Genomic DNA, 22,540 nt, shown 5'->3' with positions numbered 1-22,540 from the left:
GCTCAAGCCGGATCCCCCTCGGGCGGCAGCGCATCAGAAAACGCCTGCAGCACGCGCAGGGCAATCTGCAGATCTTCAGCGGTGATGCCGCTCAGCACGCCGGCACGCAGGCGGGTCAGCTCGACCTCGATTGAGGCGGCCAGCTCGCGGCCCTTGTCGGTCAGGCTCAAGGCCTTGGCGCGGCGGTCGTTGGGGTCTTCGGTACGGCAGACGATCCCGGCCTTGCATAACTGGTCGAGCAGGCGCACCAGGGTTGGACTTTCCATCCCCGCAGCGTGCGCCACCCTGACCTGATGCACCCCGTCGCCCAGGCGAGCGATGGCCAGCAGGGGACCGGCGCAGGCTTCGCTGATGCTGTAGCTGGACAGCGTGGCATGGCACAGCCGCCGCCAATGACGGGAGGCGGCGACCATGGTGCTGCTGATGGCGCGATGCAGGGTTGGGTCAGACATGGCTCAGGTCGTTAGGGAGAGTATTATTAGTGAGGATATTAATAGCTTGCTAACTATTACTATCCTGTAACAACCTGTTTCAGTCAAATGAAATTTCTTGCTTGCAGGCGCGGCTTCAGCCGCGAACACGCTCCGCCGCTGACTCAGCGAAAAACGCCTGCGCCGCTTCGACAAACCGCTGGTTGGCCAATGACAAGTACTCCTGAGGACGCCAGCACAGGCCAAAGCTCAGCAGTAACGGCGGATCGAACGGCACGCCGACCAGCCTTGGTTGCTGACGCTGGATTGAGCGCAGCAGGGTGCAGATGCCCATCCCGTCGCAGGCCAGGCGGCTGATCAGCGACACGAAATTGCTCTCCAGGGCAATCCGGTAGCGGACCTGACGGTTGGCGCAGAAGGCGTCTAGCAGGTGACGCTGCAAGAAGCTCTGGTCGAACACCAGCATGTCGATGTCCTGCAGTTGCTCGGCGCGAATTGCTGTTTCGTTGGCCAGCGGGTGGTCGTCAGTCATGCACAGGACCATTTCGTCGCTGCCCAGCGCCACGTGCTCCCAGTCAGGATCTATCCGGCGCTGCTCCAGCAGCGCAACGTCTATCTGCCGGTCCTTGAGGCGCTGGCGAATATCGTCTGCGCTGCCCTCGACCACGTGCATGGCCATACCCGGATAACGTGCCCGAAACCGCGCCAGCAACTCAGGAATATGACCAATACCGTACAACGGCGGGATGCCGATGCGGATCTCGCCGCACTCCAGCGCGGTCAGGTCCTTGAGTGCCTGCCGCGCTCCGCGTAACTGCACCAGGCCAGCTTCTACCCGTTGCACGAACAGTTGGCCCTCGGCGGTGACCGTCAGTTGCCGGCCGGCGCGGTTGAACAGTTGCACGCCGAGTTCTTCTTCCAGCCGCGCCACGGCCATGCTCAGCGCCGGTTGCGCCACATGCAGCGCCTGCGCCGCCTTGGTGAAGCTGCCCAGTTGCGCGACCGTAACGCAGTAAGTCAGTGCCTTGAGATTCATGACTCGCCATAGCTAACAAAAATTGATAGGTAGCATCACAAATAAATATTTTTTGTGATGAGCGCGATGCGGCAGGATGGTGTCACGTTTTCCAGCTCATGAGGGTTCGTTTTGAACACGCCGCGTATTTTCCTGATCCATGCCACTCCCTTGTCGATCAGCCCCATCAATGCGGCCTTTGACCGGCACTGGCCGCAAGCCGAGCTTGTCAACTTGCTGGAGGACTCGCTGCCCCGTGATTTGAAGGCTGCCGGGCAGCTGACCCCGGCCATTATCCAGCGCTTTCTCGATCTGACCCGTTACGCGGTCAGTGCCGGTGCCGATGCCATTCTGTTTACCTGCTCGGCGTTCGGTGAAGCCATCGATGCCTGCAAGCGCGAAGTGAGCATTCCGCTGCTCAAGCCCAATGAGGCGATGATCGAAGCGGCGCTGGCGCAAGGCAGCCGGATCGGGCTGTTGGCGACCTTTGAACCGACCCTGGCGTCGATGCGTGCCGAATTTATCGCGGCTGCCGAACGCCAGGGCCAGGCCTTGGACTTGCAACTGCAACTGGCCGAGGACGGCATGCAGATCCTGGCTCAGGGTGATGGCCCTGAACATGACCGGCGAGTGGCGCAAGCAGCTGATGCGTTGGGGCCGGCTGAGGTGATCTGCCTGGCGCAATTCTCCATGGCCCGTGCCAGTGAGTGGGTGCGGCAAGTCAGCGGCCTGCCGGTGTTGACCACGCCAGACAGCGCGGTTCTGAAGCTGCGCGGCCTGCTTGATCAGGCTGGTTGATGACCGTTGGTCGGAAGCCGTGCAACTTTTGTTCGGTGTTTGAGTCGCGCCATTCAAAAAACTGACACTGCGATGTCGCCGCCTATGCCGATCAATCCGGCGCCGGAGCTGAAACGGTCCTGCACAAGGGCGGTCATCGGTGATATCGCAATAATGGCCCGGCGGCTCGGGCAACGATTCATTGACGCTTTCAGGGGGTCAACAAAAAACGCTCCAGGCCGATAGCGGTGGCGAACAGGGCAGGCCGAAAGGCCCGCTCCAGAGCCATTCTGTCGGTGCGCATGCGCACCTTGCGAGCCCCCCAATGATCGACCTCGCCACCTGGAATTTGTCCGTTCCCGTCGGCATTCCCGCCACGACCATCAACACCCCGCAATTGGTGCGCGGCTACCAGGATGGTTACTTCCGCTCCGGCGAAACGCTGTTCTTCTGGGCTCCGGTAACCGGTTCGACCACTGACAACGCCAAATACCCGCGCAGTGAACTGCGCGAGACCACCGCAGATGGTCGGGCTTTCAACTGGAGTTACACCTCGGCAGACAACGTTTTGCGCGCCGCCTTGACCGTCAATCAGGTGCCATCGAACGGCAAGATTGTCATCGGCCAGATTCACGCTTATCAGAGTAATGAGCCGCTGCTCAAGGTGGAGTATCAGTACAAGGAGAAACTCCAGACCGGCAACATCGTTGCCAAGTTGCGGCGCAACCCGGATGCCGAGATTGAAGTCATCACCCTGGCGCAAGGGGTGCCACTCAATGTGCGCTTCAACTACACGATTGCGTTGACCAGCACCGGCGAGCTGAGCGTCAACGCTTATGATCACGACTGGAAAGTGCGCCTGGATCAGCAGTGGAGTACCAAACTTTTGTACTTCAAGGCCGGGGTCTATACCCAGGACAATACCGGCTATGCCAGTGAAGGGGGGGCGGCGACCTTTTATCTGCTGCGTATCAGCCACGACAAAAAGGCTTGAACCTTTGTAGGAGCAGCTTTAGCTGCGAAGGTAATTCGCGGCTAAAGCGGATCGCCGCCCGACCACTCCTACGGGGCAATGCCGATCAGTTCAGGCCCAGTTTGCCGCGCAGGGTCGAGAGGTCTTCGGCCAGGGTGTTGACCGGACCCACCAGTGCCTTGCGGTCGTTTTCCTTGACCTTGTCATAGGTCATGAAGCCGCCGTCAGCGGTCTGGTACTTGGCCAGGATCTTGTCCACCGAGGCGAAATTCTTGTCCACCTTGGCGGCAAAGGCTTTGTCCTGCTTCTCGATCTGCGGACGGAACAGGTCGACGATTTTCTTCGCGCCGTCGACGTTGCCCTGGAAGTCATACAGGTCGGTGTGGCTGTAGCGGTCTTCTTCGCCGGAGATCTTGGTGGCCGCCACTTCTTCGAGCAGCACGGCGGCGCCGCCGACCACTTTCTCCGGAGGGAAGGTCAAATCGGCAATGCGCTTTTGCAGGTCATTGACGTCAGCCATCAGCTTGTCAGCAATAGCGCCCTGATCTTGCGCGGTGTTCTTCTCGAACAGCGCATGTTCCAGGCGGTGGAAGCCGGTGAAGTCTTCGGCGTCGACGCCTTGTTCGTGGTCATCGACCCGCGAGTCGATGGAGGCGTCGAGGTCGCTGAACAGTTCGGCAATCGGCTCCACGCGCTCGTAGAACACACGGGTCGGTGCGTAGAGTTTTTTCGCGGTGGCGATGTCGCCTTTTTTAACCGCATCGGTGAACTGGCGGGTGTGGCTGACCAGTTCATCGATGTTTTCGGTCACGTAGATCTTGTAGTCAGAGATCGGGCCGACCAGATCCAGCGGTGCGGGGGCGGCAACGGCGGCGAGCGGTGCGCTCAACACACCAAGGGCGAACAGCAGGGCGAGCGGGGTCTTGTTCATATCGACTCTTCCAGTTGAGGTTCAGACAGATTTCGGTGAAGTGGCCGCCAGCAGCGAGCGACCGATGAAATCTTCATCATTGGTCACCCCCGGCAGGGTGAAGAAGTAACCGCCGCCGACCGGCTTGAGGTATTCCTCCAGCGGTTCACCGTTAAGGCGGGTCTGGACGGTAATGAAGCCCTTCTCAAGGTCAGCCTGGTAGCAGATAAACAGCAGCCCCATATCCAGCTGACCATTCTTGTTGACGCCGTTGGAGTAGTTGAACGGGCGGCGCAGAATCAGGTTCTTGCGGCTCTCAGGGGTGCGCGGGTTGGCCAGGCGAATATGCGAATCCAGGCGGGTCTTTTTGCCGTGCGGGTCGGCGGCGTAATTCGGCTCGTCACTTTCGAGCTTGCCGTCCATGGGCGCACCGCTGGCTTTGGTGCGGCCGAAGATCGACTCCTGCTCCTGCAACGGGGTACGGTCCCAGCGTTCGACGAAGTTGCGGATGATGCGTACCACCTGATAGCTGCCGTGCGCGGCCCAGGCCGGCTCGTCGCTGCCGGGCTGGACCCAGACCAGTTCGTCCATCTGTTTCTTGTCGTTGGAGTCCGGGTTGGCCGAGCCATCACGGAAACCCAGGAAGTTACGCGCGCTCTCTGCCGGCTGACCGGGCTTTTTCGGTGCCTGCGGCGGTACGGTGCCTTCTTGCTTCCAGCGTACCAGCAGCAGGTCCGGCAGGTTTTTGACGATGTCGCGCAGGGCGTGGATGTTGGTGTCCGGGGTGTTGGCGCAGAACTGAATGCTCAGGTCGCCATGGCAACTGGCGGCGTCCAGCGCGTCATTGGGAAAACCGACCATACGGCTCAGCCGCTTGGGTTTTGCCGCTTGCAGGCCGAAACGCTCGTCGAACAGCGAATCGCCCACCGACACGGTGATGGTCAGGTTGTCCGGGGTTACCAGTGGGCCGAGGATGCCGGAGTCCAGCGGTGGAAGCTTTGGATCAATGTCCTGGACCAGGCCGCCTTTCATCAAAAACGCGATGCGCTCGTTGAGGGTGCGCAGCAGTCGCTCCAGGTCTTGGCGGTCAGTGGCCAGTACATCGAAAGCGACGAACATGCCGGCCGCCGGGCGCGGGTTGACGATGCCGCTCTGGTGCACGCCATGAAAGGCGTTGCTGTCCTGGGTCTTGTCGCTGTTCGGTGCTTCGGTGACCTGCGCAGGTTTTGCGGCCATCGCTGGACCTGCCAGGCTGCTGCCGGCCAACGCCGCCCCGGCGGCGCCCAGCCCCATCAGCACGCGGCGGCGCTGGGGCGATTCGATCACAGCGGTTGCGTCTGGTTTTTTCATCTTGATTGAGTACTCCGCAGTCTTACAGGCTCGACAGGCCCAAGGCCGGATCGATTTGTTGCAGGGCATCGGCCAGCGCCGTGGACTGGCTGGCGATCAGTTGGCGGGCGGCGGCATCGACCTGATCGTAAGGTCGATAGCCGTCTGCGCTTTTCAGGCCGTTAAAGGTGCTGTCCAGGTTGGTCACGGCGCTGTCCAGGCGCTGTTGCAGGTCAGCGTGGTTCTTCGCCAGCAGTGGACGCAGCAGGTCGATGACCTTACGCGCGCCCTCAAGGTTGGCGGCAAACCCATTGAGGTCGGTGTGGCTGTAGCGTTCCTCTTCACCCTTGCTGCGGTTCTGCGCCAGGCTCAGCAGGTTGCGGATCACGATGCTGGTCAGTTGCTCCGGGGCAATGCTCTGGGCCAGCAGTTCCTGCTTGAGCCGTGCCACATCGGCACTGAGTTTTTGCGTCACAGGAGCAAGACCGTCGAGGCTGGCTTGCTTGAACAGACCGAATTCGATCCGGTGGAAGCCGCTGAAGCCTGGGTCTTGCTCACGTTGTTCGAAGTAATCGGCCCGGGCGTTGATGGTGTTGTCCAGTTCGGCCAGGCGCTGGGCGGCCGGGGCGATGCGCTGATAGGCACTGCGCGCGGGCAGGTAGGCCGCCTGGGCGGCGTTGAGATCGCCGGCTTCGATGGCTTGTTGCAAGCTGGCAACCGCTTTGATCAGCGCCGAGCCTTGCTGGCTCAGGTACACCCGGTACTCGGATAACGGGCCGATGAATGCGGTCATCGACGGGCGCGCCTTGGCCTGCGCCTCGGACTCGGCGGTCGGGGTCACGTGCAGGGTGCCGCGCGGGTTGCTCAGCAGGCCGCAAGTGATGGCGTAATCGCCGGGCATCAGATTGGCGTTGATCACCTGGCTCATGCCGGGGGTGATGTTTTCGCGCTCTTCGACCACCAGCACGCCGTCGAGGATTTCCCATTCCACAGCACGTTCGGACTGGTTAACGATGCGGAAGCTGTGCTTGCCCGCCGGCACGGTCAGGGCATTGGGCTCGCAACTGCGCGGGTGAATATTGATCACCGTTTCGTTACCTGCATTGGCGGCACGCTTGTGCGCGGCCACTTGCGAGGCGTAGTAGAACAGCCCGCCAGCGGCGAACATCAGGACCACGGAGCCGGCGACGGCCACGCGCAGGGCACGGGGAGACCAGGCTCCCGATGAGGCGTTGGACATGAGTATCCCTTGAGACTAGTGATTCGTGAGGGCCGGGCGCGGCGCCTGCGGCTGAGCTTTGTGCGGCAGGAAAAACAGCGTCAGGGCGGCGAGCAGATACAGCAGCCATGCGCCGAGCACACTGACGGTGGGGGCGTCCTGGTAACCGAACATCCCGGCCAGGATCGCGCCGGTCGGACCATCCATCGGCAGCGTGGCGCTGAAATCGAAGACCACCTCTTGCCAGTGGTTCCAGATACCGGCTTCATGCAGTGACCTGACCGAATTGGCCAGCACTCCGGCCGCCACGACGAGGATGAACAGCCCGGTCCAGCGAAAGAACAGGCTCAGGTTCAGGCGCAGACTGCCGCGGTACAGTGCCACCCCCACGGCTACCGAGACCAGCAGGCCGAGCAGGGCACCCAGCGGGGCACCGGAGCCGGTGCTCTGCTGGAATACCGCGAGCAGAAAAAACACGGTCTCCAGACCTTCGCGGGCCACGGCGAAGAACACCATGGCAATCAACGCCCAGGTTTGATTGCGCGAACCGCTCAATGCGCTGTCCAGTGACTGTTGCAAATCGTCTTTGACCGAGCGCGCCACTTTGCGCATCCAGAACACCATGGAACTGAGGATGCCCACTGCCAGCAGGCCGACGATGCCTTCGAACAGTTCCTGCTGTTTTTGCGGAAATTCGGCGCTCATCAGTTCCAGGCCGCCACCGACCAACAAGGCCAGGGCGCCTGCGAGGAACACGCCGATCCACACCGCCGGCATCCATTGGCCGCGGCCGGTCTGTTTGAGATAGGAGGCAATGATGCCTACGATGAGCGCGGCTTCAATGCCTTCGCGCAGCATGATCAGAAAGGGAACGAGCATTTTTCACCAGGAATGACTACGGGCGGGTGAAGCGTTTCAAAGTGTTGCCACCGAAACAATGCGCAACATAATGATAGTCATTCCCGTGTAAGGGCCAGTTGTTTTTCCCTTATCCAAGGATTTCTGGCTGCTGTTCAGGGGCGGTTCAGGTGTTTGTCAAGCGCCGGTTGTCATGGCCAAAGCGTCTGGCGATGCCTTGTTTATCAATTCCAATCGGCGCTTTTAAACGGTTTTCAACGCACTAGTGGCGTGTCCGCAGCGTTGAGAATGGTCTGTGCCAGGCGCACTCGCTCTGGGTTCGGGTAGTTGCGGTTGGCCAGGATCACCACGCCCCATTTGCGGTCGGCCATGAAGGCCACATAACCACCGAAACCATTGGTCGAGCCGGTCTTGTTGAGCCAACTGCCGGGTGCTGGAGGCACGGGGGGGCGCAGTGCCTGCGCCGGTTGGGTCTTGAGCGCCATGTCATTGGAATTGCCTGCCAGCAGTGCCGACAGGTCCGCCGGTGGCGGATAGCTCTCCCAGGCCAGCGCCTGAATCGCCGGGCCAAAGCTGAAATAACCCGTGTGGGTCGCTCGCAGCGCTTCTTGCAACGGACTGGTTGGCGGATGGCTGGCGATATTGGCCTCGACAAAACGGATCAGGTCGGCGCTGCTGGATTTCACCCCGTAAGCCTGATCGGCCAGTATGCCGGGATTGAGCCGTACCGGTTGGTCCTGCCGGTCATAGCCTTGGGCATACAGGCTCTGTTTGTCCGCAGGCACCTTGATCCAGGTCGCCGACAGCCCCAGGGCCGGCAGCAACCCTTGCTGCATGGCCTGGTCGAACGGCAGCCCCAGGCTTTTGGCGGCAATCACCCCGAGCAGGCCGATACTCGGGTTGGCATAGCTGCGATGCGTGCCGGGCAGGTACTGCGGCTGCCATGCCTTGAAGTACGCCATCAGTTGTTGCTCATCCTGCACTCGATCCGGCACCTGTAACGGGAAGCCGCCGGCCGTGTGGGTGGCCAGGTGCAATACGGCGACCTTGCCCAGGCGGCTGTCATGCAGGGCGGGCAGGTAGCTGTCGATCGGGGCGTCGAGCCGGAGTTTGCCTTGCGCCTGAGCCCAGGTGGCGAGGGTCGCGGTGAAGGTCTTGCTGATCGAGCCCAGCTCGAACAGCGTGTCGCTGGTCACCGGTGCGCCCGTGTCTTTGGCCGCCACGCCGAAATTATAGAAGCGCTGGACGCCATGGTCAGTGACCGCGATGGCCATGCCGGCGATGCCGTTTTGTTGCATGACTTGCCGGGCGGTTTCTTCAATTAGCTGTTCCTGCGCCGCGCGCTGTACTTCAACCTGTTCAATGGCGGTACGCTCCAGACTGACGGTCGCATGGAGGTTCTGGCTCCAGGCCAGTGCGACAGCCAGACTCAGCCAAGCAGGCAGCGCGGTTGTTGAAACTCTGCGCATTACAAGTTCCAGATATTCAATAGGGGGCAGTGATCATACACGCGTGTAACCCGAATGCTGGGTTGGTCATGCATGCGTGGGTTGCCTCCCCCGTGCTCTGGCCCATAAGCGGCATGCACATCCTTGGTCGCCTACGAGGTGATCGGTATTAAAGGACAGGGTTGCTGTAGATGATGCCCGACCATTCGAAAAACTCTCTTCGAAACTCCTCGTTTTCCGGCTCGATGATGAGTGCCTGACGCAGGAACTCAATGGCCTCATCGGTGTAGCCGAGTTGCCTGGACAGATGGCCTGCCAGGTGCAGCTTGACCGGATCAAAGAAATTGAATGAAAGCGAGATTTTCAGCATGGCTAGTGCCTCGCCCAGGCGGTCGGATTCCCATGCACTAAAGAAAGCCTGAGCAAAACTTTCGTCGTCGGGCCAGCGCGATTCTGCCAGTTTTTCGTACTTGCGAAGCACAATGGTGTGCCCGTTGCCCACCTTGCTGTCGGTTTCTTCAACGGTCTCGATGAGCCAGCTACCCAAGTGTTGTTGATTCAGGTAATTCACAGCTCGAAGCATGCTTTGCAGAGACAGAAGTTGATAATGACCACGCCAGGATTCCGGCGGCATGTCGAGCATGCCAAGCTCGTTTTCATGGGCGTCGATCATCTCTTGCAGGGTTGTCAGTCGGCGAACCCCGTCTCCGGGGGTAGCGTGACGTTTGGGGAAAATACAGAAGAAGACCCCAAAATTTTTGAGCACTCGGTCCGACTCAATAAATGCGGCAAAGAGATTGGGTTCGTGCTCAATGACATGGGAACTGACCAGATAATCCAGGCTAATATCGGCCTTGGGGATATTCTGGAAATCACCGATCAGGTCGACGGGCGCCATTTCACTGTTGGAGTAATTGATGTAACCGGCCTGGTAGTGCTGGTAGTCCAGCAGATCACGTTCATACAGGTAGGCGGTCCCGTCACTGGGCGACAGATTGGGGCAGTTTGGCAAGTGGAATGAGTTATGCAACGAGGCTCCAAGCTCCAGGCCCTCACCAAGGCAATAGTTGTAAGCAAGGGTCATTCCTTGAACATGAGACATATTGATTCCTTGAGTGGCGAAAATTTGACTTTGGAGTCAGTTAGCAGTTTTCGTGCCTTTGCATGAAGCTGCCTTTCAGGTGCTGCACGCAGCAGCAAGAAGCATGGCGCCGTAACGCTAACGGTTCTGCGCAGTCTCTGGCCGCACGCCAGCACTTTGCGTAACATGCCTGCTTTTTCGCGCCTACGGGCCATTTTGTCTGGTAACCCATGAAATTCTCCCGTCTGCGCGCCGATGTTCTCGCCGGCCTGACTACCTCTTTTGCGCTGGTGCCCGAGTGCATCGCCTTTGCCCTGGTGGCGCATCTCAACCCGCTGATGGGCCTGTACGGGGCTTTTATCATCTGCATCCTGACCGCCCTGTTGGGTGGTCGGCCGGGCATGATCTCCGGCGCAGCAGGCTCAATGGCGGTAGTGATCGTCGCGCTGGTGGTCGAACATGGCGTGCAATACCTGCTGGCCACGGTGCTGCTCGGCGGGGCGCTAATGGTGCTGTTCGGCCTGCTGCGCCTGGGCAAGCTGGTGCGGCTGGTGCCGTACCCGGTGATGCTCGGCTTCGTCAACGGTCTGGCCATTGTCATTGCCATGGCCCAGCTCGAACACTTTCAACATGACGGCGCCTGGCTCAGCGGCCAGGCGTTGTACATCATGCTCGCCCTGGTCGCGGTCACCATGGCCATCGTTTACCTGCTGCCGCGTCTGACCCGTGCGGCACCGCCCGCACTGGTAGCGATTGTCGGGGTTGGCCTGGCGGTGTACCTGCTCGACCTGCCGACCCGCACCCTGGGGGATATGGCGCACATGGCCGGTGGTTTGCCGGCCTTTGCCTGGCCGCAAGTGCCCTGGACGCTGGAAACCCTGTACATCGTCGCGCCTTATGCGCTGGTTATGGCCATGGTGGGCCTGCTGGAGACGTTGCTGACCCTTAACCTCACCGATGAAATCACCGAGACTCGTGGTTACCCGGACCGCGAGTGCGTGGCGCTGGGGGCGGCGAACATGGTGTCAGGGGTGTTCGGCGGGATGGGCGGCTGCGCCATGATTGGCCAGACCGTGATCAACCTTGGCTCCGGCGGTCGTGGGCGGCTGTCCGGGGTTGTGGCCGGTGGCATGATCCTGATGTTCATCCTGTTTCTGGCGCCGCTGATCGAGCGTATTGCATTGGCGGCACTGGTCGGTGTGATGTTGGTGGTGGCGCAGCAGACCTTCGCCTGGGCGTCGCTGCGGATCCTGCGCAAAGTGCCGGTCAGCGACATGCTGGCGATTGTCGCGGTAACCGTGGTCACGGTGCTCACCGACCTGGCCATGGCGGTGCTGTTCGGGGTTATCGTCGCCGCGCTGGACTTTGCCTGGAAGCATGCCCGTGACCTGTATGTCGACAGCCATCAGGCCGTCGATGGCAGCAAGGTCTACAACGCGCATGGCACGCTGTTCTTTGCCTCGACCACACATTTTCTCGAACAGTTCTCGCCGCAAGATGATCCTGAGCAGGTGGTACTCGACTGTCAGCACCTGAGCTTCGTCGACTACTCGGCCATTGCCGCACTCAAAACCCTGCGCGAGCGCTATGAAAAGGCCGGCAAACACCTGCGCGTGATCCATCTGTCCGAGCGTTGCCGCAGCCTGCTGCGGCGTGCCGGCATCCAGCCACAAGGAGTGTGAACAATGACTGGCCCGACGCCGCTGCAAGCCTATGAACAAGCCCTGCAACGGGGCTTTCATGCTGATGCGTCCCAGCGTGATGCCGCTGAACAGTTGCAGGCCTGCTGGCAGGCGCTGGCTGATGGCGGCGGCGCCAGGGGTATCTACTTGTGGGGGCCAGTGGGGCGCGGCAAGACCTGGCTGATGGATCGCTTCCATGAAAGCCTGCAAGTACCGTCGCGGCGTCAGCACTTTCATCACTTCATGCGCTGGGTCCACAAGCGCATGTTTGAACTGACCGGCACCGCCCAGCCGTTGGCGGTGATCGCCCGGGAACTGGCGGCAGACGTGCGAGTGCTGTGTTTCGACGAGCTGTTCGTCACCGACATTGGCGACGCGGTGATTCTCGGTGGGCTGCTACAGACCATGTTCGAAGCCGGTGTGGTGCTGGTCTGCACCTCGAACATCCCGCCGCCGCAGTTGTACAGCCACGGCCACAACCGCGAACGCTTCCTGCCGGCCATTGCCGCGATCGAGCACTACATGCAAGTGGTCGAGGTCGATGGCGGCGCAGACCACCGACTGCATCCGGGGCAACTGCTGCAACGCTACTGGGTCAGCGAACCCGGCAAGCCCGGCGCCCTGGCTGAAATCTTCAAGGGCCTGACCCACGGCCAGACCGTGCACGACACTCAGGTCATGCTGGGCTACCGTAGCGTCAATGTCCTGCAACATACCGACAACGTGATCTGGTGCCGCTACCGCGACCTGTGCGAACAACCACTGGCGGCGATGGACTTCATCGCCCTGTGCGACCGTTTTGCCGTGGTCATGCTCAGCGAAGTACCGCTGCTCAGCGCTGTACAGCGCGAGGCGAAGATTGCCCGCGGCACCGAAGACGGCGTCGAACAGGTCAAAGCCGGTGACCGCGAACTGCCGCAACTGTCACCCAAAGATGACAGCGTGCGGCGCTTCATCGCCCTGGTCGACGAATGCTACGACCGCCGCGTCCCGCTCTATGTCGAAGCCCCCGTGCCCATGGACCAGCTTTACACCCAGGGCTACCTGGAATTCGCCTTCCGCCGAACTTTGAGCCGGTTGCAGGAGATGCAGTTGCAGCGGTTTAGTGAGTGAGTGAGAGAGCCCCGGCAGATTAAAACCCGTCCTGCCAAGCGCACCTGCTCCTTATAGAAAGAGCAGCGACTTCCCTGCCGGCTTTCCCACCAAATCGACACCTGCGTTCGGCCAGCGCCCAAGTCGCGTTCGGCGGCGCCTGCAAGAACATTCCAAAACAAATCGCGCATGGCTTGAGAACTTCGTTGCCGTTGCCGTTGCCGTTGCCGTTGCCGTTGCCGTTGCCGTTGCCGTTGCCGTTGATTTTGCTTTTGATCTTCGAGCCGAGATGGCGCAGACGACGCGAGTCGCGACTTGGGTGCAGGCCGAGGGTAGGCGTCGATTCGGGGGAGAAACTGGCAGGGAAGCCAGTTTCAGGTGCGCTGGGCAGGGATGCCCATCGCGCCGGCCCCCGAATCGGCGCCGGACGGAGGGAAGTCTGCCCGCAGGGCGGACCCAAGCCAGGAGCAAGCGGTTTTCCCCGGTTTTGCCAAGCACAAAATAGGGTCGCCCGTCGGGGCGAAACCCGCAGGCCAGACAACCGCGGCAATGAACCTGCCAAGACATCAGCTGTTCGCGGCTGAAGCCGCTCCTACAGCCGTTCAGGAAACCGCGTTGCGCCGCCGCTGCGCTAACAGATGCTTCGCGCCCTCGATCACCAACACCAGCACCGCCAGCCAGATCGGCACATAGGTCAGCCACTCATCAGCGCCGATACTCTCGCCCAGCAACAACGCCACACCCACCAGCAACACCGGCTCCACATAACTGAGCAGCCCGAACAGGCTGAACGACAACAGCCGGCTCGCCAGCAGATAGCTGATCAACGCCGACGCACTGATCACCCCCAACAGCGGAATCAACACATACAACATCGGCGTCGCCTGCGCCGCCGCCGGATTACCGCTGACAATGAACCACACCCCGACCGGCAACATGAACAACATGTCAAACCACAGCCCGCCCAGATTGTCCGTCTGCAACCGTCGGCGCAGCACGAAATACACCGGATAACCGGCCGCCACCACCAGCGTCTCCCAGGAAAAACTGCCCAGTCGCCACACTTCATGCGCCACCCCAAACGCAGCAAAGGCTGCCGCCACCTTCTGCAGGTGCGACAGGTGCTCGCCATACACCAGACGCCCGGTCAGGATCATCGTCAGTGGCAACAGAAAATAACCCAGCGACACCTCCAGGCTGCGACCGTGCAACGGCGCCCACATGAACAACAGCAACTGCACACCCATCAGAAACGAAGACAGCATGATCCCGGGAATCAGCACCGGATGACGCAAAATGCGTGCGCCCAGCGCCTTGACCAGCGGCCAGTCACCGCACATGAACATGAACAGCGTCACGCACGGCACCGTCAGCAGCATGCGCCAGCCGAAAATCTCTTCACCGCTGAGCGGGGCCATCAGCGAGGTGTAGTAGTACATGACTCCGAACAGACAGGAAGCCAGTACCGAAAGCGCAATTCCTTTCTGCACGAGGGACTCTTGGGAAGGCAATGGATGAAAGAGAAGGGTTGCACCGCAGTGGTGCAATGCCTGCCTATTCTAAGGACTGTTCGCGATTCAAAACAGTCGTGTAGTTGAAAATGCTACAGAATTTGTCCGCCCGCCTGCCCAGATGCGTCCCTTGAATGCCCGAACGCGATGCCGTGCACTGAATGGGGGCGAGGTTGTAACTGGTTATTAAGTTTCGTTTAAGCCAAGTGCCATACATTTGCCTGACATCAAATATTCACATTGTTAGGGAGAGGGTGAGTCATGGCGGAGATCGATCTGAAGCGTTTCGATATTGTTTCCGGGCAGATCCAGCGGGTCTATGAGTTCGACGACGGTCGCTGGGAGCTTGAGAACATTGATCGCGACGAGACCTACAGCGTGTCTGGCACTGATGTGCTGCATGTCGAGCGCGACGATGGCTGGATCGAGACCACCGTTTACCGCGACCTGGACGGCAGTGGCATCTATCAGGAAATCTCGGTGTCGCACAGTCGTCCGGGCGAGACCGGCCAGCCGTTGGTGGCGCAAGTCAGTGATGCGTCACTGGCGCGCCTGTACATGACCACCTTCGACCGCAGCCCGGACCTTGGCGGCTTTCGTTACTGGGAACAGCAAGTGGACCGCGGCATGTCACTGACGGATGTGGCTGCAAGCTTTGTGAACAGTAGCGAGTTCAATCAGACCTACGGTGCCCTCAACAATACCGACTTCGTCAATCAGCTGTACCTCAATGCCCTGGATCGCAGCGCCGACGCCGGTGGCCGGGATTGGTGGGCCGGCCATCTGGACAACCAGACCATGAGCCGTCAGGAAGTGGTAATCGCCTTCTCCGAGTCGGCCGAGTTTGTCGCTTTGAGCAACCAGGCCGTCGACGGCTTCATTCAACTGGCCGGCCAGCCGGTCGCTACTGAAGCGTTTGTCTGACACCCTGGGCTTGCACAGTGCCTGCACGCCTACAGGCACTGCGCCTGACCCTTTTCAGCTCATCGCTGCAAAGAGCTCTTCGGTTTCAACCGGCTATTAGGGATTCTCCGATCAAGTTCCAGCACAGCGCCCGCCCGCTGTGCTGAAATAGCCCACCACTCCCGTCACGAGCAACAGCCAGTCCCATGAGTCAGATTAGCTTTTCCGATTTCGAGTACGTCGGCAAACGCAAGCAGACCCGTTGAGAGCGCTTCCTGGCCCAGATGGAGCAAGTCGTTCCCTGGTGCGAGCGGGTGGCACTGATCGAGCCTCATTACCTAAAGGCTGGCGGCGGTCGCAAGCCCTATCCGCTGGAGACCATGGTGCGCATTCACCTGCTGCAAAACTGGTTTTCTCTCAGTGATCCGGTCATGGAATAAGCGCTGTACGAAATCACCTCGATGCGCCAGTGCGCCCGGCTGACGCTCAGCGCTCCGATCCCCGGAGACACCACGATCAAGAATTACCGGTACCTGCTGGAAAAACACCAACTGACAGCGGGGATCCTGGACGTCATCAATCGCTACTTGCAGGACAAAGGTCTGTCGCTTCGCCAAGGCACCATCGTCCACGCCACGATTGTTCATGCCCCAGTTCGACCAAGAGCAACGACGGCAAACGTGACCCTGAAATGCACCAGACCAGAAAAGGAAATCAGTCCTTTTTTGGCATGAAAGCCCACATTGGTGCCTATATGGAATCGGGGCTGGTCTATCACGTCCATTGCACCGCAGCCAAGGTCGCAAATGTGACGCAAGTGGCTGAACTGCTGCACGGTGACGAGAATGCTGTCTACGCCGACGCGGGCTATACCGTTGTTGAGAAGCGCAAGGAGCATGAAAACCGTAAGGTGATCTGGCAGATTGCAGGGCGTCGCAGTACGTACACGAAGCTGAGCAAGCGCAGCCGGATCTACAAGACCAAGCGCGAAATTGAACGGGCAAAAGCACTAACCCGAGCCAAGGTCGAACATCCGTTTCGGGTGATCAAGCGTCAGTTCGGCCACGTAAAGAACCGGTTCCGTGGCTCGGTAAAAAACACGGCTCATCTGACCACGCTGTTTGTACTGTCGAACCTGTGGATGGTGCGCAAGAAACTGATGGGTATGGGTGAATTGCGCCTTGGCTAGACAAGGTGGGCTGAAAAGCCTGCCGACAGCTGCTTGAGCAATTGCTTATCAAGCCGATATGACGGAAAAACGCCGCTGGTGGTTAGCTTCTGCACGTCAGAAGCTAACTTGATCGGAGGATCCCTAAAGCGCTCTGGTGCTTCCCGAGCTTGCAAAGGGCTGATTAGGCCCATCTTCTCTATCATTCTGAAAAGAAACCGCGTGCCTGCAAGACGGCGAACTTGCAGGCACGCGGAGTTTTGGCGATGAGAGACTGCCATCGGCACATTGCGCTGGAAAGATCGCAACTAATCATCACACTCAAGTCCTTCGGACCGTCAGATGACGAATCGGGCGACCAGCGAGCGCAACTCCTGCGCCAGACGTGACAATTCATGACTGGCAGCACTGGTCTGGTTGGCTCCCGCCGCTGACTGGGAGGCCAGGTCGCGGATATTCACCAGGTTACGGTCCACCTCACGGGAAACCTGTGCCTGCTCTTCCGACGCACTGGCGATCACCAGATTGCGTTCGTTGATCAGGTTGATCGAGTGGGTGATCTGCTCCAGCGCCCCGCCTGCCGCACGTGCGCGCTCCAGAGTGTCCTGGGTACGCTGGTTGCTTTGCTGCATCGACTGCACGGCTTCACCGGTGCCGTTCTGGATGCCTGCCACCATCTGCTCGATCTCGCGGGTCGACTGCTGGGTACGGTGCGCCAGAGCTCGTACTTCATCGGCCACCACCGCAAAACCACGACCTGCTTCACCGGCACGGGCCGCCTCGATAGCTGCGTTGAGGGCCAGCAGGTTGGTCTGTTCGGCAATCGCCCGAATCACGTCCAGCACCTGCCCGATATCACGGCCTTGAGCCGCGAGGCCCTCAATCATGGCCGAAGTGCTCTGTACGTCACGGGTCATGGCCTGGATCGCTTCCACGGTTTCCAAGACACGGCAATGACCTTCGCGCGCGGCCTGGTTGGACTGCTGGGACGCCTCGGAGGTCGAAACGGCATTGCGCGCCACCTCTTCCACCGCACTGGTCATCTCATTGACGGCTGTGGCCGCCAGCTCGATCTCGTTGTTCTGCTGTTGCAGCCCACGCGAAGACTCTTCGGTCACAGCGCTCAGTTCCTCCGCAGCCGAAGCCAACTGCGTGGCTGAGCCGGAGATCTGTTCTATGGTCTTGCGCAAGTTGTCCTGCATGGTGGACAAGGTGGTCAGCAGGCGAGCCGGTTCATCCGAACCCTCGACCAGGATCTGCTTGCTCAGATCGCCACTGGCGATGACTTCGGCAGTTTCGACGGCCTTCCTCAATGGCGTGACAATGCTTCGGGTCAGCAGCCAGGCCAACAGCACCGTCAGCAGGGCAGCCACCACCGAAACAATGACAATGCCGGTACTCGCGTTGTCGTATTGCCTGCCGGATTCATCCGAAGCGACCTTGGCACCAGCCTTGTTGATTTCCACCAGTTTATTAAGCTGTACGCCCATCAGATCGGTGCCGGCCTTGATCTGGGTATTGATCAGGCTGCGCAAATCCTCCAGCTTGTTTTGCCGGGACAGTTCCACCATGCGCTCCTGATCCTTGAGGTAGGTGTCGAGGGTAGCGGTGAACTCGCGGTACTTTGCCAACTCCTCATCTACAGCAGGGAGGTCGGCATAGCTCTTCTGGTCCTTGCGCAACTTGTCCACCAGGACGCCAATACGCGCATAGGCCTCGTCCAGGGCCGCGGGCTCGCGATTGACCAAGACCCGAAATGACAGAATGCGCATCCGTAGCACACCCTCGATCAAGTTGCCCAGGTAGCCGACGCTGGGCAACTGGTTGGTCTGCACCTCAATCGTCGCCTGGCGCATCAACGTCATGCGGGTATGGGCAAAGACGCCCAGCACAATCACCAGCAATGCGATGAATGCGAAACCGAGAAAAGCGCGAGGGGCGATGTTCATACTGCGTAGTGGCATGAGAATCTCTCTGAACAATGATGCTACTGGCGAATTTTTATTACATCTATCGCAATGTATTTTTTTATAGTCTATTGCTATGCACGAAAGCTTTATGAACTTTCCAGATATATCGGCAACCCTTGAGGTTTTATTCAGGCCTGATCGTAAAAAATATTCCGTCTACACGAGAAGCCCTGCACCGCCGCCCAAAAGTTTGCAGGCACCATCACGCGATTTGCGCCGTGTGGCATTCGAGGTCGCTGCTTGTTAGTTCCAGACGGAGGGTCGTGGAAACGAAAAACTGGCCAGAAGGCCGGTTAGGGATTTTCCGAACAAGTCAGCACAGACCATCTGAGCTGTGCTGAAATAGGGCCCATCCAACTGCCCTCTACAAACCCTCCATCCCATGAGTCAGATGAGCTTTTCCGATTTCGAGTACACCGGTAAGTGCAAGCAAACCCGTCGCGAGCGTTTTCTGGCCGAGATGGAGCAGGTGGTGCCGTGGAGCGGCTTGGTGGCATTGATCGAGCCGCATTACCCAAAGGCCGGCGATGGTCGCAAGCCGTACCCACTGGAAACCATGCTTTGTGTTCATCTGCTGCAGAACTGGTTCTCGTTGAGTGAGCCAGCCATGGAAGAGGCGCTGTACGAGATCACTTCGGCGCACCAGTTTGCTCGATTGACGCTCAGCGCTCCTATCCCCGAAGACACGACAATCATGAATTTCCGGCACCTGCTGGAAAAGCATCAGCTAGCGTCGGGGATTCTGGAAGCCATCAACAATTACCTGCGAGACAAGGGCCTGTCGTTGCGCCAGGGCACCATCATCCACGCACCCAGCTCGACCAAGAACAAGGACGGCAAGCGCGATCCTGAAATGCGGCAAATGTGGCCGATGTAACGGAGGTCGCTCACCTGTTGCATGGCGATGAAAATGTTATCTGTGCCGACGCGGGTTATACCGGCGTGGAAAAGCGGCCGGAGCATGAAGGAAGGTCGGTAATCTGGCAGATTGCGGCTCGTCGTAGCACCTATACGCATTTAAGCAAACGAAGCGTGCTCTACAAGGCCAGACGCAAGATCGAAAAGTTCAAAGCGCAGGCGCGAGCGAAGGTCGAACATCCATTCCGTGTAATCAAGCGCCAATTCAGCTATGTGAAAACCCGTTTCCGTGGCTTGGCCAAGAACATGGCGCAACTGACCACGCTGTTTGCTCTGTCGAATCTGCGGATGGTGCGTCGGCAATTATTACCTGCTGCGGGAGAGGTGCGCCCGGGAGGGCAGAAACCCAAGGCTTTGCCTTGGTTATCCAATAATCAGCGGCTGAAAATCGGGCTTTTCGGCATCCTCAAGCCGTCTATTTCCGGCTGATGGACAACGTGTTCGGAGTTTCCTTAGTGGATCGAAGCTCGTGGCATCGCACGAGTAGTTGGCTTTCTTGTCGATGACTAAATATAGAGCGGCGGCCACAGTAACAGCGATGTTATCGACATGAATCAACGAGCTGCCGCCTTTTGCAAGGCTGCCTGACTGCAGCAATGTGTCGCCGAGGTTGAGTGACCAGCTTATCCCGTCTCCGCACGCGTTATGCAGATCGTTGATCCTGCCCAGTACATTGATGTTGCCGGCAATCGGACTGGTCCAGCGAACAATGCTCTGGAAGTTTGAGCCAGGATGTGCAACCACGTCGCCCTGCTTGAACAGGGAACTGGAGCCCGACCCTGAGAAGGTCCAGCTTTTCTTTACGATAGCTATGTAGCCGTTGCCAGCACCTTCCATCCAGCAGGTAGTCGCCCCGTCGCCGCATTGATCAGCATGCAAGGTTGGGAAAAGCGTGTAATTGGCTGCCGCATTGACTGCTGTCTTGTTCTGCATGAACGCCCATGGAGAGCCCGCAGGGGACTTTTCCGTCATGAGGTACATGTCTCTGGCCAGATTCCAGGATTGAGCATTGGCAGCCCAGATATTGTGGCAAAACAGCGAGAAGATCATTGCACCTGACAGTGCAACCGATTTGATCCGTTTCATTTTCTCAAGCCTGCGTGAATGTCACTAAATGATCCTTGTCCAGCGGGGCAGACATATACCCTAGGTAATTTCATTTTGATATCAGAGGTTTTGGAGAGGGTCGTTCGCCCGGGTGCAGATGAGTATTAAAGGTTCCCCTCCGAGTGAATTGGCGTTAATGGAGGTGACACGTATTCGACTTTTCCAGCGTTGTCAGGTCTGAGTCGCTACCATGGCCCTTTTTTGTCATGGATGAGGAGCCCGCATGACCGCTTGTGACACCGCTACCGCTGCCTCGCGCAGCACCCCGCGCCAGGAGCAGATGGCAACGCGCCTGGCGTTTTTCATTGCCGGTTTCGGGATGGCCGCCTGGGCACCACTGGTGCCTTACGCCAAGCTGCGTGTCGGTCTGGATGACGGCATGCTCGGCCTGCTTTTGTTGTGTCTGGGGGTGGGCTCGATCAGCGCCATGCCGGTGGCCGGAGCGCTGGCGGCACGCTGGGGGTGTCGACGTCTGTTGGTTGGCGGCACTTTGCTGATCTGCCTGTGCCTGCCACTGCTGGCCACGGTCGCCAGCCTGCCGTTGCTGATTGCCACGCTGTTTATGTTCGGGGTGGGGATGGGCGCTGTGGACTGCACGGCCAATATCCAGGCGGTGATTGTCGAGCGTGAAAGTGGCAAGACCATGATGTCGGGTTTTCACGGCTTGTTCAGCCTGGGCGGGATCGTGGGCGCTGCCGGCGTCAGCGTACTGCTGGTGCTGGGCGCCTCGCCGTTGCAGGCGATTTTGGTGGTGCTGGTCATTATTGCGCTGGCGTTGTTCAAGGCCATGGCGCATTTGCTGCCTTATGGCAGTGCTGCTGAAGGCCCGGCGTTTGCCATTCCGCGTGGGGTGGTGCTGTTCATTGGTCTGCTGTGCTTCACCGTATTTCTCGCCGAAGGCGCGATGCTCGACTGGAGCGCGGTGTTCCTGACCGCCAGCCGCGGCATGGAGACCGCCTACGCTGGCCTGGGCTATGCGGTATTTGCCGTGACCATGACCTTTGGCCGGTTGTTCGGCGATGCCATCGTGCGTCGGCTCGGGCCGAATCGCATCATTATTCTGGGTGGTCTGCTGGCGGCGCTGGGTCTGGCCATTGCCACCCTGGTGCCGGCCTGGGAAGCGGCCTTGCTGGGTTATGCGATGGTCGGCGCCGGCTGCTCGAACATCGTTCCGGTGTGTTACAGCGCCGTGGGACGCCAGCAAGACATGCCCGAAAGCGTGGCCATCCCGGCAGTGACCACGGTCGGCTATGCCGGGATTCTGATGGGGCCGGCAGCCATCGGCTTTGTCGCCCACCTCAGCAGCCTGGGCGTTGCGTTCATGGTCGTGGCGATCATGCTGCTGGGAGTGGCGGCCAGTGGCAGCCGGCTCAAGGCGTGATGCCTGATTACCAAGCTGGCGCGAAAAGCCCCTTCCTTCAGGTGGGGGATGAAAGCGCCACCGCGAAGCGGTCATAAGGGTTAAGATCCATAAAACCTCCCCTATCCTGTGTTTCATGACTGAAATGAAAGCGACCAGAACCCTCAAGATTCGAGTGCGAGATAAGCATGCAGCGCAGTTGCGTGAAGCTTCTCGTGCTGTGAATTTTGTGTGGAACTACGTAAACGAGTTGAGCAGTCGCACGATTCGTGAGCGTGGTCGTTTTCTGTCGGCGTTCGACATTCACAAGTACACCAACGGGGCCGGCAAAGACCTGGGACTGCACAGCCAATCGGTGCAGGCTGTTGCCGACGAATATGTCACACGGCGCAAGCAGTTCAAAAAGCGCCAGCTACGCTGGCGCTGCTCGGGCGGCGCTCGGCGCAGCCTGGGCTGGGTGCCCCTCAAGGCCGGCGCTGCTGTCTGGAAAAACGGCCAGGTCGTCTTCAACAGACAGCACTTCAAGGTCTGGGACAGCTACGGCCTGGCGGGCTTTAAATTCAGATCCGGTAGCTTCAACGAGGACAGCCGTGGACGCTGGTATTTCAACGTCGTGGTCGAGCTCGACCGCCAGTTATCGCCAGGCCAGGATGCAGTGGGGATCGACCTCGGACTGAAAACCACGGCCACCTGCAGCGACGGTGATCGCCTTGAAAGCGGCAGGTTCTACCGGGATCTGGAGAGCGCCCTGGGCACGGCCCAGCGCGCCGGCAAGAAGGCCCGTGTGC

The 22,540-nt window shown here is 59.5% G+C and carries 18 protein-coding genes and 2 pseudogenes; 9 read left to right on the top strand and 11 right to left on the bottom strand.

What is annotated here, in order from left to right; genetic code table 11:
- Positions 1-2: 2 nt before the first annotated feature.
- Together NJC38_RS14460 and NJC38_RS14455 are read right to left on the bottom strand one after the other, a co-directional pair.
- Positions 3-452, bottom strand: a complete 450-nt coding sequence (locus NJC38_RS14460) for a MarR family transcriptional regulator (RefSeq protein ID WP_253115277.1) — start codon at positions 450-452, stop codon at positions 3-5.
- 115 nt (positions 453-567) lie between these two features.
- A complete protein-coding gene (locus NJC38_RS14455) occupies positions 568-1,467 on the bottom strand; it encodes a LysR family transcriptional regulator (RefSeq protein ID WP_253115275.1) in 900 nt (299 codons plus the stop codon).
- A gap of 111 nt (positions 1,468-1,578) precedes the next feature.
- Here NJC38_RS14455 and NJC38_RS14450 point away from each other — a divergent pair, with 111 nt between their 5' ends.
- Together NJC38_RS14450 and NJC38_RS14445 are read left to right on the top strand one after the other, a co-directional pair.
- Complete coding sequence (locus NJC38_RS14450; RefSeq protein WP_253115273.1) at positions 1,579-2,244, top strand: aspartate/glutamate racemase family protein; 666 nt, start codon at positions 1,579-1,581, stop codon at positions 2,242-2,244.
- Between the two features lie 304 nt (positions 2,245-2,548).
- Positions 2,549-3,217 carry a polysaccharide lyase family 7 protein gene (locus NJC38_RS14445; protein ID WP_253115271.1) on the top strand — a complete coding sequence of 223 codons (669 nt, stop codon included), beginning with the start codon at positions 2,549-2,551 and terminating at the stop codon, positions 3,215-3,217.
- A gap of 85 nt (positions 3,218-3,302) precedes the next feature.
- Here the strand turns inward: NJC38_RS14445 and efeO (NJC38_RS14440) are convergent, their stop codons facing one another.
- From efeO (NJC38_RS14440) to NJC38_RS14415, 6 genes are all read right to left on the bottom strand, one after another.
- On the bottom strand, positions 3,303-4,127 hold the full coding sequence (gene efeO, locus NJC38_RS14440) for an iron uptake system protein EfeO (protein WP_045489576.1): 825 nt from the start codon (positions 4,125-4,127) through the stop codon (positions 3,303-3,305).
- Positions 4,128-4,148: 21 nt separating this feature from the next.
- Entirely contained in the window at positions 4,149-5,456 is a 1,308-nt protein-coding gene (gene efeB, locus NJC38_RS14435) for an iron uptake transporter deferrochelatase/peroxidase subunit (RefSeq protein WP_045489577.1), read from the bottom strand.
- 22 nt (positions 5,457-5,478) lie between these two features.
- The gene (gene efeO, locus NJC38_RS14430) at positions 5,479-6,675 is read right to left on the bottom strand and encodes an iron uptake system protein EfeO (protein WP_253115268.1); all 1,197 of its coding nucleotides are present in this window, start codon (positions 6,673-6,675) and stop codon (positions 5,479-5,481) included.
- Positions 6,676-6,690: 15 nt separating this feature from the next.
- A complete protein-coding gene (gene efeU, locus NJC38_RS14425) occupies positions 6,691-7,533 on the bottom strand; it encodes an iron uptake transporter permease EfeU (protein ID WP_253115266.1) in 843 nt (280 codons plus the stop codon).
- Between the two features lie 233 nt (positions 7,534-7,766).
- Positions 7,767-8,981: a class C beta-lactamase gene (gene ampC, locus NJC38_RS14420; protein ID WP_253115263.1), complete on the bottom strand. Its 1,215-nt coding sequence runs from the start codon at positions 8,979-8,981 to the stop codon at positions 7,767-7,769.
- 148 nt (positions 8,982-9,129) lie between these two features.
- Positions 9,130-10,062 (bottom strand): methyltransferase domain-containing protein, encoded by a 933-nt coding sequence (locus tag NJC38_RS14415; RefSeq protein ID WP_253115261.1) that lies wholly within the window; start codon positions 10,060-10,062, stop codon positions 9,130-9,132.
- A 209-nt stretch (positions 10,063-10,271) separates the two neighbouring features.
- On the opposite strand from NJC38_RS14415, the gene NJC38_RS14410 reads away from it, so the two are divergent.
- The gene (locus NJC38_RS14410; protein WP_253115259.1) at positions 10,272-11,723 is read left to right on the top strand and encodes a SulP family inorganic anion transporter; all 1,452 of its coding nucleotides are present in this window, start codon (positions 10,272-10,274) and stop codon (positions 11,721-11,723) included.
- A gap of 3 nt (positions 11,724-11,726) precedes the next feature.
- Positions 11,727-12,836, top strand: coding sequence for a cell division protein ZapE (gene zapE, locus NJC38_RS14405; RefSeq protein WP_253115257.1), 1,110 nt, complete (start codon positions 11,727-11,729; stop codon positions 12,834-12,836).
- Positions 12,837-13,417: 581 nt separating this feature from the next.
- On the opposite strand, the gene rarD is transcribed toward zapE, so the two are convergent.
- Positions 13,418-14,305 (bottom strand): EamA family transporter RarD, encoded by an 888-nt coding sequence (gene rarD, locus NJC38_RS14400; RefSeq protein ID WP_045489594.1) that lies wholly within the window; start codon positions 14,303-14,305, stop codon positions 13,418-13,420.
- A 282-nt stretch (positions 14,306-14,587) separates the two neighbouring features.
- Here rarD and NJC38_RS14395 point away from each other — a divergent pair, with 282 nt between their 5' ends.
- Together NJC38_RS14395 and NJC38_RS14390 are read left to right on the top strand one after the other, a co-directional pair.
- The gene (locus NJC38_RS14395) at positions 14,588-15,250 is read left to right on the top strand and encodes a DUF4214 domain-containing protein (protein WP_253115255.1); all 663 of its coding nucleotides are present in this window, start codon (positions 14,588-14,590) and stop codon (positions 15,248-15,250) included.
- A gap of 254 nt (positions 15,251-15,504) precedes the next feature.
- Positions 15,505-16,418 (top strand): annotated as a pseudogene (locus NJC38_RS14390) (IS5 family transposase).
- Positions 16,419-16,735: 317 nt separating this feature from the next.
- On the opposite strand, the gene NJC38_RS14385 reads toward NJC38_RS14390, so the two are convergent.
- The gene (locus NJC38_RS14385) at positions 16,736-18,361 is read right to left on the bottom strand and encodes a methyl-accepting chemotaxis protein (RefSeq protein ID WP_253115253.1); all 1,626 of its coding nucleotides are present in this window, start codon (positions 18,359-18,361) and stop codon (positions 16,736-16,738) included.
- Positions 18,362-18,749: 388 nt separating this feature from the next.
- Here NJC38_RS14385 and NJC38_RS14380 point away from each other — a divergent pair.
- A pseudogene (locus tag NJC38_RS14380) lies at positions 18,750-19,615 on the top strand (IS5 family transposase); the annotation flags it as partial.
- Between the two features lie 33 nt (positions 19,616-19,648).
- Here NJC38_RS14380 and NJC38_RS14375 read toward each other — a convergent pair.
- Positions 19,649-20,371 carry a hypothetical protein gene (locus NJC38_RS14375; RefSeq protein ID WP_253115251.1) on the bottom strand — a complete coding sequence of 241 codons (723 nt, stop codon included), beginning with the start codon at positions 20,369-20,371 and terminating at the stop codon, positions 19,649-19,651.
- 244 nt (positions 20,372-20,615) lie between these two features.
- Between NJC38_RS14375 and NJC38_RS14370 the strand changes: the two genes are divergently transcribed.
- Both NJC38_RS14370 and NJC38_RS14365 read left to right on the top strand, forming a co-directional pair.
- The gene (locus tag NJC38_RS14370) at positions 20,616-21,773 is read left to right on the top strand and encodes an MFS transporter (RefSeq protein WP_253115249.1); all 1,158 of its coding nucleotides are present in this window, start codon (positions 20,616-20,618) and stop codon (positions 21,771-21,773) included.
- A gap of 124 nt (positions 21,774-21,897) precedes the next feature.
- On the top strand, positions 21,898-22,540 hold a 643-nt coding region (locus NJC38_RS14365; protein WP_253115247.1), incomplete at its 3' end, for a transposase.

It is taken from the genome of Pseudomonas sp. 21LCFQ010, assembly GCF_024129905.1.
GTDB lineage: Bacteria > Pseudomonadota > Gammaproteobacteria > Pseudomonadales > Pseudomonadaceae > Aquipseudomonas.
This window is presented reverse-complemented; position numbering and strand designations above follow the sequence as displayed.